General features: G+C 74.3%; 10 protein-coding genes and 1 pseudogene. All 11 read left to right on the top strand.

Features of this window, described 5'->3' with window-relative positions:
- The first annotated feature begins 15 nt into the window (after positions 1–15).
- On the top strand, positions 16–771 hold the full coding sequence (locus ACNNMR_RS15280; RefSeq protein WP_419995149.1) for an aspartyl/asparaginyl beta-hydroxylase domain-containing protein: 756 nt from the start codon (positions 16–18) through the stop codon (positions 769–771).
- 7 nt (positions 772–778) lie between these two features.
- Entirely contained in the window at positions 779–2,002 is a 1,224-nt protein-coding gene (locus ACNNMR_RS15275; protein WP_419995148.1) for a cytochrome P450, read from the top strand.
- Positions 2,002–3,324 carry an MFS transporter gene (locus ACNNMR_RS15270; protein ID WP_419995147.1) on the top strand — a complete coding sequence of 441 codons (1,323 nt, stop codon included), beginning with the start codon at positions 2,002–2,004 and terminating at the stop codon, positions 3,322–3,324. Before ACNNMR_RS15275 ends, ACNNMR_RS15270 begins: the two co-directional genes overlap by 1 nt.
- An 8-nt stretch (positions 3,325–3,332) precedes the next feature.
- A complete protein-coding gene (locus ACNNMR_RS15265; protein ID WP_419995146.1) occupies positions 3,333–4,238 on the top strand; it encodes an AAA family ATPase in 906 nt (301 codons plus the stop codon).
- 103 nt (positions 4,239–4,341) lie between these two features.
- Positions 4,342–4,539, top strand: a complete 198-nt coding sequence (locus ACNNMR_RS15260) for an MbtH family protein (protein WP_419995145.1) — start codon at positions 4,342–4,344, stop codon at positions 4,537–4,539.
- A gap of 109 nt (positions 4,540–4,648) precedes the next feature.
- Positions 4,649–5,515, top strand: a complete 867-nt coding sequence (locus ACNNMR_RS15255) for a fatty acid desaturase family protein (protein ID WP_419995144.1) — start codon at positions 4,649–4,651, stop codon at positions 5,513–5,515.
- On the top strand, positions 5,512–7,332 hold the full coding sequence (locus tag ACNNMR_RS15250; protein ID WP_419995143.1) for a non-ribosomal peptide synthetase: 1,821 nt from the start codon (positions 5,512–5,514) through the stop codon (positions 7,330–7,332). Before ACNNMR_RS15255 ends, ACNNMR_RS15250 begins: the two co-directional genes overlap by 4 nt.
- Entirely contained in the window at positions 7,329–8,612 is a 1,284-nt protein-coding gene (locus ACNNMR_RS15245; RefSeq protein ID WP_419995142.1) for a condensation domain-containing protein, read from the top strand. Before ACNNMR_RS15250 ends, ACNNMR_RS15245 begins: the two co-directional genes overlap by 4 nt.
- A complete protein-coding gene (locus tag ACNNMR_RS15240) occupies positions 8,612–10,198 on the top strand; it encodes a condensation domain-containing protein (RefSeq protein WP_419995141.1) in 1,587 nt (528 codons plus the stop codon). Before ACNNMR_RS15245 ends, ACNNMR_RS15240 begins: the two co-directional genes overlap by 1 nt.
- A 17-nt stretch (positions 10,199–10,215) precedes the next feature.
- Positions 10,216–10,776 carry a DUF2087 domain-containing protein gene (locus ACNNMR_RS15235; protein WP_419995140.1) on the top strand — a complete coding sequence of 187 codons (561 nt, stop codon included), beginning with the start codon at positions 10,216–10,218 and terminating at the stop codon, positions 10,774–10,776.
- 115 nt (positions 10,777–10,891) lie between these two features.
- Positions 10,892–15,076, top strand: a pseudogene (locus ACNNMR_RS15230) (non-ribosomal peptide synthetase); the annotation flags it as partial.
- Positions 15,077–15,097 lie beyond the last annotated feature (21 nt).

Raw genomic sequence — 15,097 nt, 5'->3', positions numbered from 1 at the left:
AGGAGGCCCGCCGTCATGACCCCCGAGATCGACGACTACTTCGACCGGCTGAAGGCCGAGCACGGCGCCGCCTCGCTCGACCGCGTCGAGGAGATGCTGGAGCCCGGGCGCCGCAGCGACCGGCGGCACCCGCTGCAGCAGGCCGCCAAGTGGGTGCTGCCCGGCATCCCGCAGGTGCCCTGGCACGACCCGTACGGCTACGCCGAACTGCTGCCGGTGGTCACCGCCCTGGAGGACGGCCACGCGGAGATCAAGGCCGAGCAGGAGCTGGCCTGGGAGCGGCGCCGGGCCGCGTTCTCGGATTACGAGCACTACCTGGTGCGGCAAGAGAACTGGCAGGCGCTGTACGTCTACCGGGACGGCGCCCTCAACCCCGACGCCGCGGCCGTGGCCCCCACCGCGTACAAGGTGATCGAGGAGCACGCGGTCGAAACCGGCGTCATCTGCCCGCTGCTGGAGTCGCACTTCTCCACCCTGCTCCCGGGCGCCGCCATCAAGCCGCACTGCGACCTGTGGAACTTCAGCATCAACCTGCACCTGGCCATCGACATCCCGGCCGGCGCCGCGATCCGCGTCGCCGACGAGACCAGGGAGTGGGAGGAGGGCAAGTGCCTGCTCTTCGACTACTCCTTCGAGCACGAGGCGTGGAACGGCGGCGAGCGTCCCCGCACCTGCCTGCTCGCCGACCTGTGGCATCCGGACACCACGCTGCCCGAGCGGGCGGCGCTGACGATGCTGATGACCGAGATCCAGAAGATGATGGCGGGGTGAGGGGATCATGATGTCTGCCCTCGCCCTCACCGACCTGGCCGATCCGCAGCTCTTCACCGACCCCGGCCACCACCGCGTCTTCCGCTACCTGCGCGACCACGCCCCGCTGCACTGGAACCCGGAGGGCACCGAGCCCGGCTTCTGGTCCGTCACCCGGTACGAGGACTGCCTCGCCGTCCAGAAGGACGGCGTCACCTTCAGCTCCGCCGGCACCAACACCCTCGGCGCCCAGCGCTGGACCGGCGACGAGGGCTCCGGGCGGATGCTCACCCACGTCGACGGCCCCCGCCACACCGAGCTCCGCCAGCTGGTCAACCGCGCCTTCACCCCGCGCGCCATCGGCCGGCTGGAGCCGTACATCAGATCCGTCATCACCGACTCCCTCGACGCCGCCCTGGAGCAGGGCGAGGTCGACTTCGCCGACACCGTCGCGCTGCTGCCGGTGGCCTCCATCGCCGCCCTCCTCGGCGTACCCAAGGAGGACTGGCGGCCGCTGCTGTCCCTGACGACCGCCGCCTTCGGCTCCGCCGACCAGGACGTCCAGCTCTCCCCGAGCGCCCGCGCCGCCGCCGCGGCCGCGCACGCCCAACTGCTGCTCTACTGCCAGGACCTGATGGACCAGCGCCGGACCGCACCCCGCGACGACGTCGTGACCCGGCTGGTCGAGGCCCAGCGCAGCGGCAAGCTCACCGAAGAGGACGCGATGCTCTTCTTCGACCTGCTGCTGCTCGGCGGCAACGAAACCACCCGGCACGGCGCCGTCGGCGCCCTCCTCGCCCTCGTCGACCACCCCGCGCAGTGGCGGCGGCTGCGCGCCGACCGCTCCCTGCTCACCCCGGCCGTCGGCGAGGTGCTGCGTTACGTATCGCCGAGCAAGCACGTCCTGCGCCGCGCCGAACGGGACGTGGAGCTGCACGGGCAGACCATCAGGGCCGGACAGGACGTGGCCGTCTGGCACTTCTCCGCCAACCGCGACGGCCGCGCCTTCACCGACCCCGACGTCTTCGACCTGTCCCGAGGCGGCGACGTCCCGCATCTCGCGCTCGGCTCCGGGCCGCACTACTGCATCGGGGCCGCGCTGGCCTCGCTGGAGCTGCGGCTGTTCCTGGACGAGCTGTGCAACCTGGTCGGCTCGGCGGAGCTGCTCGAACCGCCCGTCCGGCTGGCCTCCACCGTGATCAGCGGCTTCAAGCAGGCCCGGGTCGCGCTTTCGAGAACGGATGCCCCCTGATGGCCGAGACCACCGCCCTTGCCCCGAAGCCCACCGCCCCGGAGCCCGACCGGCCCGCATCCCTGTGGCGCAGCCGCAACTTCCTGCTGCTGTGGAGCGGCCAGACCGCCGGCGAGCTGGGCGCGCAGCTCTCCACGGTCGCCGTGCCGCTGCTCGCCGCCACCACCCTGCAGGCGACCGCCTTCCAGATCTCCCTGCTCACCTTCCTGTCCTGGCTGCCGTATCTGCTGTTCTCGCTGCCGGCCGGGGTGCTCGCCGACCGGGTCGACCAGCGCCGCCTGATGATCTGGTGCGACCTGGGCCGCATGGCCCTGATGGGCTCGCTGCCGGTGGTCGCGATCGCCACCGACCTGACCCTCTGGCACCTGTACGTCGTGGTGGGCCTCACCGGCGTGCTGACCGTGCTGTTCAACATCGCGTACAAGAGCAAGCTGCCGCGCCTGGTGGCGGCGCAGCAGCTGGTCGACGGCAATGCCAAGCTCTCGATGAGCAAGGACTTCGCCGAGCTCGTGGGCCCAGGGCTCAGCGGCGTGCTCATCGGTCTCATCGGCGCCACCAGGACCTTCTTCGGCAACGGACTCGCCTTCCTGGTCAGCGCGGTCACCCTGTGCTGCATCAAGGAGCCGCCGGGGGCCGCCGGCCCGGTGGCGCGGGAGGACGCGGACCTTGCGCCGCTGCGTACGCAGATGACCGAGGGCCTGGCCTTCATCCGGCGGCAGCCGATCCTGCGCCGGATCCTCGCCTGCACCACCACCTCCAACTTCTTCGTGATGGCGGCCGGTTCCATCGAGGTCACCTTCATGGTGCGGGAGCTGCACGCCCCGGCCTGGGCGGTCGGCCTCGTGTTCAGCATCAGCGCCGTCGGCGGCCTGGTCATCGGCGCGCTCACCCAGCGCATCTCGCGGCGGGTGGGGACGGCCCGGATCATCTGGGTCGCCATGGCCGTGCCGGGGCCGCTGTATCTGCTGATGCCGCTGGCCCGGCCGGGCTGGGGCGTGCTCATGTACGGGCTCGGCCTCGCCGCCTTCTCCGCCAACGCGGTGCTCTACAACGTGGCGGCGACCTCGTACCAGCAGTCCATCACCCCCACCCGACTGCTCGGCCGGGTCAATGCCGCCTTCCTGTGGGTCTGTTACGGCGCCATTCCGCTCGGCGCGCTCACCGGCGGCGTGCTCGCCACCGTGGCCGGGCTGCGCACCGCCCTGCTGATCACCGTGCTCGGCACCTGGAGCGCCGCGCTGTTCGTGTACTTCTCGCCGCTGCGCCGGATGCGGGACTTCCCGGAGTATGCGGCGGGCCCGGCACCGGACGAAGGACGCTGACGCCACCCGTGCCCGGCCACCCCGAACGCCCGCTGTACGGCAGAACCCGGGAGCTGGCGGAGCTGCTCGCCGCCCTCACCGAGGGCGGGCCGCGCACCGTGGAGGTGACCGGCTTCGCCGGCGTCGGCAAGACCGCGCTGGCCCGGGCCGTGGCGCTGCGGGCCGGGCGGGACACCGGCTGGCCGGTGCACTGGGCGACGGGCCCGCCGCCCGCGGCCACGGCGGGCGGGCCGGCCCCGGCCGGCCGCCGGGAGCCGCCGCTGGTGGTGCTGGACGACCCGGCGGACCGCGACCCGGCCGTCGAGGCGGTGGCGGAACGCTGGCCGCGGGCCCGGATCCTCGTCACCGGCCGCGCCCCCGGCGGCCCCGCCGACCACCGGCTCGCGCTGGCCCCGCTGGGTCCCGAGGGTCCCGGCTGCACCGATCCGGCGTACGAGCTGATGCTGGCGGCGGTCTGCCGGATCGACCCGTCGGTGCCCGCGACCGCGGCGGACGCGCCCCGTATCGCCGAGATCGCCCGGCTGCTCGACGATCTGCCCCGGTCCCTGGAGGCCGCCGCCCACTGGTTCCCGCTCGCCCCGCCCGCCGAGCTGCTGGCCGCGGCCCGCGCGCAGCCGCTGCTGCTCACCGAGCCGCCGTGGCGGCAGGGCGGGCGGCCCGGCTGCGTGGCCGCCGCCGCCCACGCCATCGCCTCGCTGTCCGCGCCGCAGCTGCGGCTGCTGTCCTGGGCCGCCCGGCGGCCGCTGCCCTGGAAGGCGGCCGACGCACAGCTGAGCCGCTGGGAGGCGGGCCAGGCCGTCCGCGAGCTGCTCGCCCGCGGCCTGGTCTGCTGCGCGGGACCCGACCACCTCCGGCTGCTCACCGCCGCGTCGGCCGCCGTTTCCGATGCCGGCCCGGAATTCCGACTGCCGTAGAACTGCCGCCCGCTGTGCCGCAGCGCCGGAATTCCCGTAACTAGCCTTGAAAGGCAGGCCTGCTCTGCGCGAATTGACGGCGCAACGATAAGGAGTGAAGGAAATGGCGAACCCGTTCGACAACGACGAGGGCACCTTCGTCGTGGTGGTGAACGGCGCGCGGCAGCACTCGCTGTGGCCCGCCGACCACCCCGTACCGGCCGGCTGGTCCCCGGTGACCGCCGCGGGAAGCCGCCGCGAATCCCTCGACTACATCGAGCAGAACTGGACCGACCTGCGCCCGGCGCACCTCATCGCGTAAAGGAGTCAATACCTTGTCAGGAACGGTCCTGGAAGCTCCGCAGGCGCCGCCGCGGATATTCGAAAGAGCCCGTACCAGCAGGCGCGATCAGGCGGTATTCATCGGGAAATTGGCCATTGCGCTCTGCTGGGGCGCGGCCGGTGCGGCGCTGGTGCTCGCGGGGCACCCGCTGACCCTTGCCGCCGGAATGCTGCTGCTCGGCGCCCTCTATCCGCACATGGTGGAGCTCCAGCACCAGTGCCTGCACCACTCCGCCTTCCGCAAAGGCCCGCCGCACCGCGCCGCCGGCGTGCTGCTCGGCCTGCCCATGCTGGTCTCGTACAGCCACTACCGGGTCCGTCATCTGCAGCACCACCGCTTCCTGGGCACCGACCAGGACACCGAGTTCTTCGGCTTCGACACCCGCGGGCCGCTCACGTACGGCGCGCTGGGCCGCGGCCTGTTCGACTACGCCAGGATCGCCGCCGTCCTCCGCGACAGCGGCCGCGCCTGGCGCGGCACCTGGGAGTACGACGCCGGCCGGATCTCGCGGAAGATGCGGGCGGCCAGCAGCGCCGAATACCGGCTGATCGGCGCCGTGGTGGCGGCCGCCGCCGCGCTGTCCCTCATCGGCTACGGCACCGAGGTGCTGACGCTGTGGCTGCTGCCGATGCTGCTGATCTCCACCCCGCTGCACTTCCTCGTCGAGCTGCCCGAGCACATCCGCTGCGACAGCGACACCACCGACGTGCTGCGCAACACCCGCTCCATCAGCGGCAGCTGGTTCAGCACCTGGTACACCAACGGCAACAACCTGCACGTCGAGCACCACGCCGCCATGGCCGTGCCCATGCAGCGGCTCGGCGAGCGGCATGCGGAGGTGCTCCGGCACGCCAAGCACACCGACCGCACCTACTGGGCCTTCTTCCGCATGGTGCTGCGCGAGCTCACCACCGGCCGCATCCACCGCACCGCCGCGAGGACGGAGGCCCCATGAACCTCGCCGACCTGGTCCACCGGCCCGCCCCGGGGAAGCACGGCCCGGCGCCGGACGGTTCGCCGCCCGCGCTGCTCAGCGCCGACGGCGAGATCGGCTACGCCGAGCTGTGGCGCCGGATCGACGCCGCCCGGGCCGTGCTGACCGCCCGCGGCATCCGGGCCGGTGACCCGGTCGGCCTGTACTTCCACCGCTCCGCCGACTACGTCATCGCCCTGATCGCCGCCTTCGCGCACGGCGCCGTCGCCGTCCCCCTCGACCCCGAATACCCGGCCGAGCGCATCGACTGGATGCTCACCGCCGCCCGCCCCCGCCTGGTCCTGCGCGGCCGCGACACCGCACCGCACCCGGACGAGGACCGCGAGCCGGCCCGCTGGACCACCCTCCGCACCGCCGGCCGCGACACCGCTGCCCGCCGTGACGCCGTCACCGGCCGCGACGCCAACCCCGCCGCCCCCGCCCCCTTCTTCGACCCCGGCGACTCCCCCCACCCCGCCATGATCCTCTTCACCTCCGGCTCCACCGGCCGCCCCAAGGGCGTCCGCCTGCACCACCGGGGCCTGGTCAACCGGATCCGCTGGGGACAGCGGCAGTACGCCTTCCTCCCGGGCGACCGGGTCCTGCACAAGGCGTCGGTCTCCTTCGACGCCTCGCTGCACGAGATCTTCGCCCCGCTCGGCGCCGGCGGCACCCTGGTCATCGCCCCGCCGGGCCTGCAGTACGACAGCCTCGGCCTGGCCCGCCTGATGCAGGACGCGCGGGTCACCGCCGCCCACTTCGTGCCGTCGGTGCTCCGCTACCTCCTCGCCGAGCCCGAGCTCGCCGACTGCCTCGACCTGCGCCTGCTGTTCTGCGGCGGCGAGGCGCTGCCGATGGATCTGGTACGGGAGTTCCGCCGCACCCTGCCCGACTGCCTGCTGTTCAACCAGTACGGGCCCACCGAAGCCTCCGTCAACGTCTCCTACTGGGACGCCCGCGAGGACCACGGCGGCCCCGTCGCCCCCATCGGCAGGCCCGTCGACGGCGCCGCCCTGCACGTCCTGCACCCGGACCTGACGCCCGTACCGGCCGGCGGCACCGGCGAACTCTGGGTCGGCGGCACCCCCGTCGCCCACGGCTACCTCGACGCGGGCCGCACCGCCGAACGCTTCGCGCCCGACCCGTTCGCCGGGCGCGGCACCACCCTGTACGGCACCGGCGACCTCGTCCGCCTGCACCCGGCCGGCTACCTCGAGTACCACGGCAGAACCGACGACCAGGTCAAGATCCGCGGCGTACGGGTGGAGCCCGGCGAGGTCGCGGCCGTACTCGCCCGGCACGGCAAGGTCCTCGACGCGGTCGTCGTCGCCGAGCCCGGCCCGGAGACCCGCCTGATCGCCTACGTCGTCCCGGCCCCCGCCGCCGCCCTGGCCCCCGATGAGCTCCGCGCCTACGCGGCGCAGGCGCTGCCCCCGGCCCTGCGCCCGGAACAGACAGTGCTGCTGCCCGAACTGCCCCGGCTGGCCGGCGGCAAGGTGGACCGCGCGGCGCTGCCCCGGCCGGCGACGCCCGCCGCCGCGGCCTCGGCGGCCGGCCCCGAGCCGGCCACCGCCACGGAACGGCTGCGCGAGATCTGGCGGCAGACCCTCGGGGTCGCGGCCGTCCACGACGACGACAACTTCCACGCCCTCGGCGGCCACTCCCTGCTCGCCCTGCGCATCGCCGGACGCGCCCGCGCCGCCACCGGCCTGGAACTCCCGCCCAGCAGCCTGCTCCGCGCTCCGGACTTCGCCGGCTGGGTCCACGAGACCGCGGGCCTGGAGGTGCGAGCTCAATGAACCCCACCCCGCTCTCCGACATGCAGCGCTCGATGCTCGCCCACGAGGCCCTCGAAGAGCTGCCCATCTACACCATGCCGCTCGCCTTCGAGGTCACCGGACCGGTCGACCCCGATCTCCTCGAACGGGCCCTGCACCACGTGATCCGCCGCCACCCGGTGCTCCGCGCCCGCTACGACGGCACCGACGCCCACGACCTCGGCGACGGCGCCCCGCTGCCGCCCCTGGTGCGCCCCGCCGCGTCGGCTGCACCCGGCCTCGCCCCCGCCCTCGCCGCCTTCCTCAACACACCGTTCGACCTTTCCCGGGAGGTGCCGGTACGGGCCGCCCTCGCCGCCACCGGACCCGACCGCCACCAACTCGCCCTGGCCGTCCACCACATCGCCGGCGACAGCATCTCCCTGGCCCTGCTGCTGCGCGAACTCGGCGCCGCGTACACCGCTCTGAGCCGTGAGGGACGGCCACCGCACGCACCGCCCGCCGCCGACTTCTTCGCCCACGCCCGCGCCGAACAGCAGGACTCCGGGCCGGCGGCGGCCGACTGGTGGGCCGAGCGGCTGAGCGGCATCCGCCCGCAGCCCTTCCCGCGCCGGATCCCGCCGCCGGAGGCGGACCGCTGCACCCTCATCTCCCGCGACCTCGGCCTCGACGCCGACGACACCGCGGGCGTGCGGGAGCTGGCCCGTACCGCCGAAGTGTCCCCGGCCGCGGTGCTCTTCGCGGCGGTCTCGCACGCGATCGCGGAGCCCGGCGCCACGGAGACCGTGATCGGCCTGCCCACCGCCCTGCGGGACCGGCCGGAGCTGGGCGCCGCGATGGGCCCGCTGCTCAACACCCTGCCCGTCCGCACCCCGCTCGCCCCCGGCGCCACCGCCGCCGGCGCCGTCCGCACCCACGCCGCCGCCATCGAGGAGTCCCTGGCCCGCAAGGACCTGCCGTACTCGCGGATCGTGCGGGCGGCCGGCATCCGCCGCTCCTTCGACGCGGCACCCCTCTTCCTGCACCTCGTCAACATCGACTGCGAGCCGCTGCGGCTGCGCCTGGACCGGGCCCGCTGCACGCTGCTGCCGGTGCCCCGCACGTGGGTGGTCTTCCCCGCGCACTGGGAGTTCGGGTGGGGCCTGGTCGGCAATCTGTGCGGTGAACTCCGGCTGTCCGCCGATGCCTTCACCGACGACCACGCGGACACGCTGGCCGGCCGCTTCCGGCAGGCCCTCGACGGGCTCCTGACGGACCTTCCCCAAGGACGAGTGATGACGACCACCTCTAAGGACGCGTGATGACCACCACGACGCCACTGGCCGACACCCTCAGGTCGTTGTTCGCCGAGACCCTCGGCCGCTCCGGGTTCGGCGACGACGACAACTTCTTCGACCTGGGCGGCGACTCCCTCGCCGCCATGCGCATGGTCACCAGATCCCGGTCGGTGCCCGGACTGAAGCTCACCGTCCGCACCCTCTTCCGCAACCCCACCGTCGCCTCCCTGGCCCGCGCCCTGGACGACACGGCCCAGGCCCCCGCGCCCGCCCTCGGCGCCATCTCCCGCCCGGAGCACCCGCCGCTGTCCTTCGCCCAGGAAGGCCTGTGGTACCTGGCGCTGCTGGGCGGCCCGAGCCCCGTCTACAACGTCCCGGTCGCGGTGCGCCTGTCGGGGGAGCTCGACCCGGCCGCCCTCGAAGCGGCCCTCGGCGACCTGGTGGCCCGCCACGAACCGCTGCGCACCATCTATCCGGAGCTGCGCGGCGTCCCGTACCAGAAGGTCCTCGCCCCGGACGCGGCCAGGCCGGTGCTGCACACCGCCGCCTGCCCGCGCGCCGGGCTCGCCGAAGCCGAGGCGGCCGCCGCCCGGCACTGCTTCGACATCCTCGCCGCGCCGCCGCTGCGCGCCACGCTGCTCACCGTCGAGGACGAGCCCGGCGCTTACGTGCTGATGCTGGTGCTGCACCACATCGCGGGCGACGGCTGGTCCATCCGCCCGCTGGTCCGCGACCTCGCCGAGGCGTACGCCGCCCGCCTCGCCGGCCGCGCCCCGCAGCCGCGTCCGCTGCCGGTCACATACGCGGACTTCACCCTGTGGGAGCGGGACACCGCGGCCCGCACCCTCGAATCCGGGCTGGCCTACTGGCGCCGGGCCCTGACCGAGCTCCCGGAGCCGCTGCCGCTGCCCGCCGACCTGCCGCGCCCCGCCACCGCCTCCCACCGCGGGGCCGCGGTCCCGGTCAGCGTGGACGCCGCCCGCACCGGCGCCGTCAAATCCCTGGCCCAGGAGACCGGGAGCACCGTCTTCATGGTCCTGCAGACGGCGCTGGCGCTGGCCCTCACCCGCGCGGGCGCGGGCACCGACATCCCCATCGGCACCCCCGTCAGCGGCCGCACCCACACCGACCTGGACGACCTGGTCGGGCACTTCGTCAATCTGCTGGTGCTGCGCACGGACACCTCCGGCGGCCCCGCCCCGCGCGAGCTGCTGGCCCGGGTCCGCGAGGCCGGCATGGAGGCGTACGCCCATCAGGACGTGCCCTTCGACAAGCTGGTCGAGGCGCTCAACCCGCGGCGCAGCCCGGCGTATCACCTGCTGGTGCAGGTGGTGCTGGCCTTCGGCGGCGGGGCGTATCAGGAGGTGTCGATGCCCGGGCTGCGCGGCCGGACCGGGCAGGTGCCGCTGGCCGCGGCCAAGTTCGACCTGGGCCTGCATCTCGACGAGCTGCCCGACGGCACCATCGGCGGGCATCTCGGATACGCCACCGACCTGTTCACCGCGGACACCGTGGCCGGCCTCGCCGGGCGCTTCCACGACGCCCTCGCGGAGCTGACCGGGCCGGCGGACAAACCGGTTGACGGCGGCACGGAGGGGCTCGGAGCATGAGACGGGTGGACCTCCCCATGACACCGGAATCCGTCGTAGCGCTGCTCGCAGAACCCGCCCGGCTGCGGGTGTTCTCCGCGATCGTCCTCGGGGCGGCCTCGCTGCCCGCCGTGGCCGAGGCGGCCGGCACCTCCGCGAAGGAGACCGCCGCGGCGGTGGGCCGGCTGCGGGCGGGCGGTCTGGTCACCGAGGCCGGCGGCGCGCTGGCGGCCGACGCCCCGCGCTTCAAGGACCTGGCGCGGGACAGCCGCACCGCCGCGGCCGCGGAGCCCGAGCGGCACGGCTATGGCGATGAGCAGGTCGAGGCCCTGCTGCGCACCTTCGTACGCGACGGCCGGCTGGTGCAGCTGCCCGCCCAGTGGGGCCGCCGCCGCATCGTGCTGCAGCACCTGACGCACCAGTCCTTCACCGCGGACGTCAGCTATGACGAGGGCGCCGTCAACGAGAAGCTGAAGGCCTGGTGCGAGGGCGCCGGCACCGACCATGTGACGGTCCGCCGCTACCTCGTCGACCTCTGCCTGCTCGGCCGCGAGGGCGGCCGGTACTGGCTGCGTACGGACATCCAGCCCGCGCTGTAGGACGCCCGCCGCGGCCGTCGGCGAATGCCGCGGCACTGCCGGTCCGACTGCCGTAACGACCCCCTGCGCGCCGCTTAGCGTGGCGTGACGCCCACTCCTGCTTCCGGCCGGCTCCGTGACCAGAGGAGATCCCGTGTTCCCGTCGTCCTACGCACAGCAGCGGCTGTGGTTCCTCAACCGGCTGGAAGGGCCGAACGCCACCTACAACGCGCCGCTGACCCTGCGGCTGGCCGGCCGCCTCGACACCGCCGCGCTGGGCGCCGCCTGGCGCGATGTCCTTCAGCGGCACGAGAGCCTGCGCACCGGCTTCGCCGAGGAGGACGGCGCGCCCCTGCAGGTCGTCCACCCGGCCGACGACCCCCGGCTGGCGCCGGTGCCCGCCGACTGCGCGGCCGCGGACCTGGCGGCGAAGCTGGGCGACCTGCAGTCCGCCCCCTTCGACCTGGCCGCCGAACTCCCCGTGCGGGCACACCTGCTGACCGTAGGCGCCGAGGACCATGTGCTCGTCCTGGTCATGCATCACATAGTCAGCGACGGCTGGTCCATGGCGCCGCTGCTGCGCGACCTGGCCCAGGCGTACGCCGCCCGCGCCGACGGCCGCGACCCAGGCTGGGAGCCGCTGCCCGTCCAGTACGCCGACTACACCCTCTGGCAGCGGGACCTGCTCGACGGCGGCGAGGACCCGGGCAGCCTGCTCAACCAGCAGCTCGGCTTCTGGCGGCAGACCCTCGCCGGCCTCCCCGAGGAGCTGGAGCTGCCCGCGGACCGCCCCCGCCCCGCCGCCGGCACCCACCGGGGCGGCCAGGTCTCCTTCGACCTCGGCCCCGAACTCACCGCCCGGCTCCGGGAGACCGCCGCCGCCCGCGGCGCCACCCTCTTCATGGTGCTCCAGGCCGGCCTGGCCGCCCTGCTGACCCGGCTCGGCAGCGGCACCGACATCCCGCTCGGCACGGTCGTCGCCGGCCGTACGGACGAGGCGCTCGACGATCTCGTCGGCTTCTTCGTCAACACCCTGGTGCTGCGCACCGACACCTCGGGCGACCCCGGCTTCGCGGAGCTCCTCGACCGGGCCAAGGCCGCCGATCTGGCCGCCTACTCCCATCAGGACGTGCCCTTCGACCGCCTGGTCGAGGAGCTCAACCCGGTCCGCTCCCGCTCCCGTCACCCCCTCGTCCAGGTCTCCGTCGAGCTCCACTCGGCCGACGGCGCGGCCGCCGACTGGCCGGGCCTCACCTGCACGGAGCTCCCCGCCGACCTCGGCGGCGTCGCCAAACTCGACCTCACCTGGGACTTCTTCGAGACGGCCGGCACCGTCACCGGTGAACTCGCCTATGCCACCGACCTGTTCGACGCCGAGACCGGCGAACTCCTCGCCGTACTCCTCCGCCGGCTGCTCTCGGCCGCCGCCGCCGACCCGGCCACGCCGTTGTCCCGGCTCCCGATCCTCACCGCGGAGGACCGCCACGACCTGCTGGTCAGCCGGCACCGCGCCCAGCATGCCGACCTCACCCACGGCGTCGTCGCCCGCATCCGCGAGCACGCCCAGGCCCGGCCCGCCGCCCCCGCGGTCACGGGCCCGGACGGCGGCACCCTCGACTACGCCACCCTCGTCGGCCGCGCCGGCGCCCTCGGCCGCCGACTGCGGCCCGGGCCCGAGGCGGCCCGCGGCTTCGTCGCCGTCCTCGCCGACCGCGGCCCCGCCGCCGTCACCGCACTGCTCGGCATCCTGGGCGCAGGCTGCGCCTACTTCCCGCTCGACACCCGCGCCCCGCTGGCCCGTAACGCCGACCGGCTGGCCGACACCCGGGCCGCCCGCATCGTCACCGACCCCGCCAACGAAGGCCGCGCGCGGGAGATCGCCGCGGCCGCGGGCCACGCCGTCGACGTCATCGTCCTCGGCCCCGACGCCGCCTCCGACCCCCTCGACGACCTCCCGCCGATCGCGCACGGCCCGGACGACCTCGCGTACGCCATCTTCACCTCGGGCTCCACCGGCCGCCCCAAGGGCGCGATGGTCGCGCACCGCGGGCTGGTCAACAATCTGCTGGGCGAGGCCGAGGCGATCGGCATCGACGGCGCCGGGCAAGTCGTCGCGTCCAGCGCCCCGCTGACCTTCGACATATCGGTGTGGCAGATGCTCACCGCGCTGATCTTCGGCGGCCGGGTGCAGGCCGTGGACCAGGCCACCGCCCGCGATCCGCGCGCCCTCTTCGCGCAGGTCATCGCCTCCGGTACGACCGTCCTCCAGGTGGTGCCGAGCCTGCTGCAGGCGGCCCTGGACGACTGGGACGCCCGCGGCGGGGCGCCCGCACGGCTGCCGCTGACCGCGCTGGCCGTCACCGGCGAGGCGCTCCCAGGCGATGTGGCCCGCCGCTGGCTGGCCCGCTATCCGGAGGTGCCGCTGGTCAACTGCTATGGCCCGACCGAGTGTTCCGACGATGTCACCCAGGCCGTCATCACCGCCGCCACCGCCCCGGACGGGGCCCGCAGCCCGATCGGCGCCGCCACCCGCGGCATGGCGCTGTACGTCCTCGACGAGCACCTGGGCCTGGTCCCGGCGGGCGTGTCGGGCGAGCTGTACATCGGCGGTACCGGCGTCGGCCTCGGCTATCTCGACGACCCGGGGCGCACCGCCGCGGTGTTCGTGCCCGACCCGTTCTGCCCGGAACCGGGGCGCCGCATGTACCGCACAGGCGATGTGGTGCGGTATCTGCGCGACGGGCAGCTGGAGTTCCTCGGCCGCCAGGACCACCAGGTGAAGATCCGCGGCCACCGGATCGAGCTCGGCGAGGTCGAGTGCGCGATGCGCCAGGTCCCGGGCGTACGGGACGCGGCGGCCGCGGTGGTCACGGGACCGGCCGGGCAGCGCATGCTGGCCGGGTACTACACCGGCGACGCCACCGGGGACGGGATCCGTACGGCGCTCGCGGCCGGGCTGACCGACGCGATGGTGCCGGCCGTGCTCACGCCGCTGACCGCCCTCCCGCTCACCCCGAACGGAAAGCTGGACCGCAAGGACCTGCCCGCACCGGACCTGGCCGCGCGACCCGCCGGCCGGGAGCCGGGCAACGCCCGGGAGAAGGAGCTGTGCCAGGCCTTCGAGGAGGTCCTCGGCATCACCGGCGTCGGCGTCGACGACGGCTTCTTCGACCTGGGCGGACACTCGCTGCTGGCGATCCGGCTGCTCACCGAGGTCAACCGTCGGCTGGGCACCGACCTCCCGGTCGGCGCGGTCTTCGAACGGCAGACGCCGGCCGCGCTCGCCGGGCTGCTCGACGGCGACGGCGCCGCGCCGGTGCACGCCGGTCCCGCGGGTGCCGAACTGGCGGCCGACGTATGGCTCGACGAAGACATCCGCGCGACCGGCCCGCTCGTCCACGACGCCACCGGCGGCGGAGCACCGCGGCACATCCTGCTCACCGGAGCCACCGGATTCCTCGGCGCGTACGTGCTGCGCGACCTCCTCACCCACACCGACGCCACCGTGCACTGCCTGGTCAGGGCCGCGGACGAGCGTGCGGCCCGGCGGCGTATCGAGGAGGCGCTGGCCGGCTACGGGCTGTGGGACGAGGCGCAGGCCGACCGGATCGCCGCCGTCCCCGGCGACCTCGGCAAGCCGCTGCTCGGCCTGTCCGCCGAGCGCTTCGACGCGCTTGCCGGGGAGGTGGAGCTGATCCTGCACAACGGCTCCCGGGTGAACCTGATGGACTCCTACGACCGGCTGAAGCCGGCCAACGTCGACGGCGTCCGCGAGATCCTGCGGCTGGCCGTACGGCACCGCACCAAGCCGGTCCACTACGTCTCGACCATCAGCACGGTCGTGGCCGGACCGGACGACCCCGCGGTGCTGCCCGAGTCGTGGGTGAGCGATCCGGCGCTGATCGACCCGTACGGCTATGTGCGCAGCAAGTGGGTGGCCGAGGGCATCCTGCGGATCGCGGGGGAGCGGGGGGTGCCGGTCGCGGTGCACCGGCCGTCCCGGATCGCCGGGGATTCGGCGACCGGGGCGGTCGGCGGTGATGACGCGTTCTGGCATTACGTGCGGGCCTGTGCCGAGCTGGGTGCCCGGCCGGCGGCGGACGCGGCCGGGGACCCGCTGCGCGAGAACATGGTGCCGGTGGACTTCGTCTCCCGCGCCTACGTCCACCTGGCGCTGACCGGCCCGGCGGACGGCCGGGTCTACAGCCTGGTCAACTCGGCGCAGACCGAACTCGCCGCCGTGCTCGACAAGGTGCGGGCGGCCGGGTATCCGATGGCGGAGATGCCCTTCAGCGAATGGCTCGACCTGCTGCGAAAGCGCGCCGCCGGGCAGCCGTCGGGG

The organism is Streptomyces boninensis, assembly GCF_048572725.1.
Lineage (GTDB): Bacteria > Actinomycetota > Actinomycetes > Streptomycetales > Streptomycetaceae > Streptomyces > Streptomyces boninensis.
This window is presented reverse-complemented; position numbering and strand designations above follow the sequence as displayed.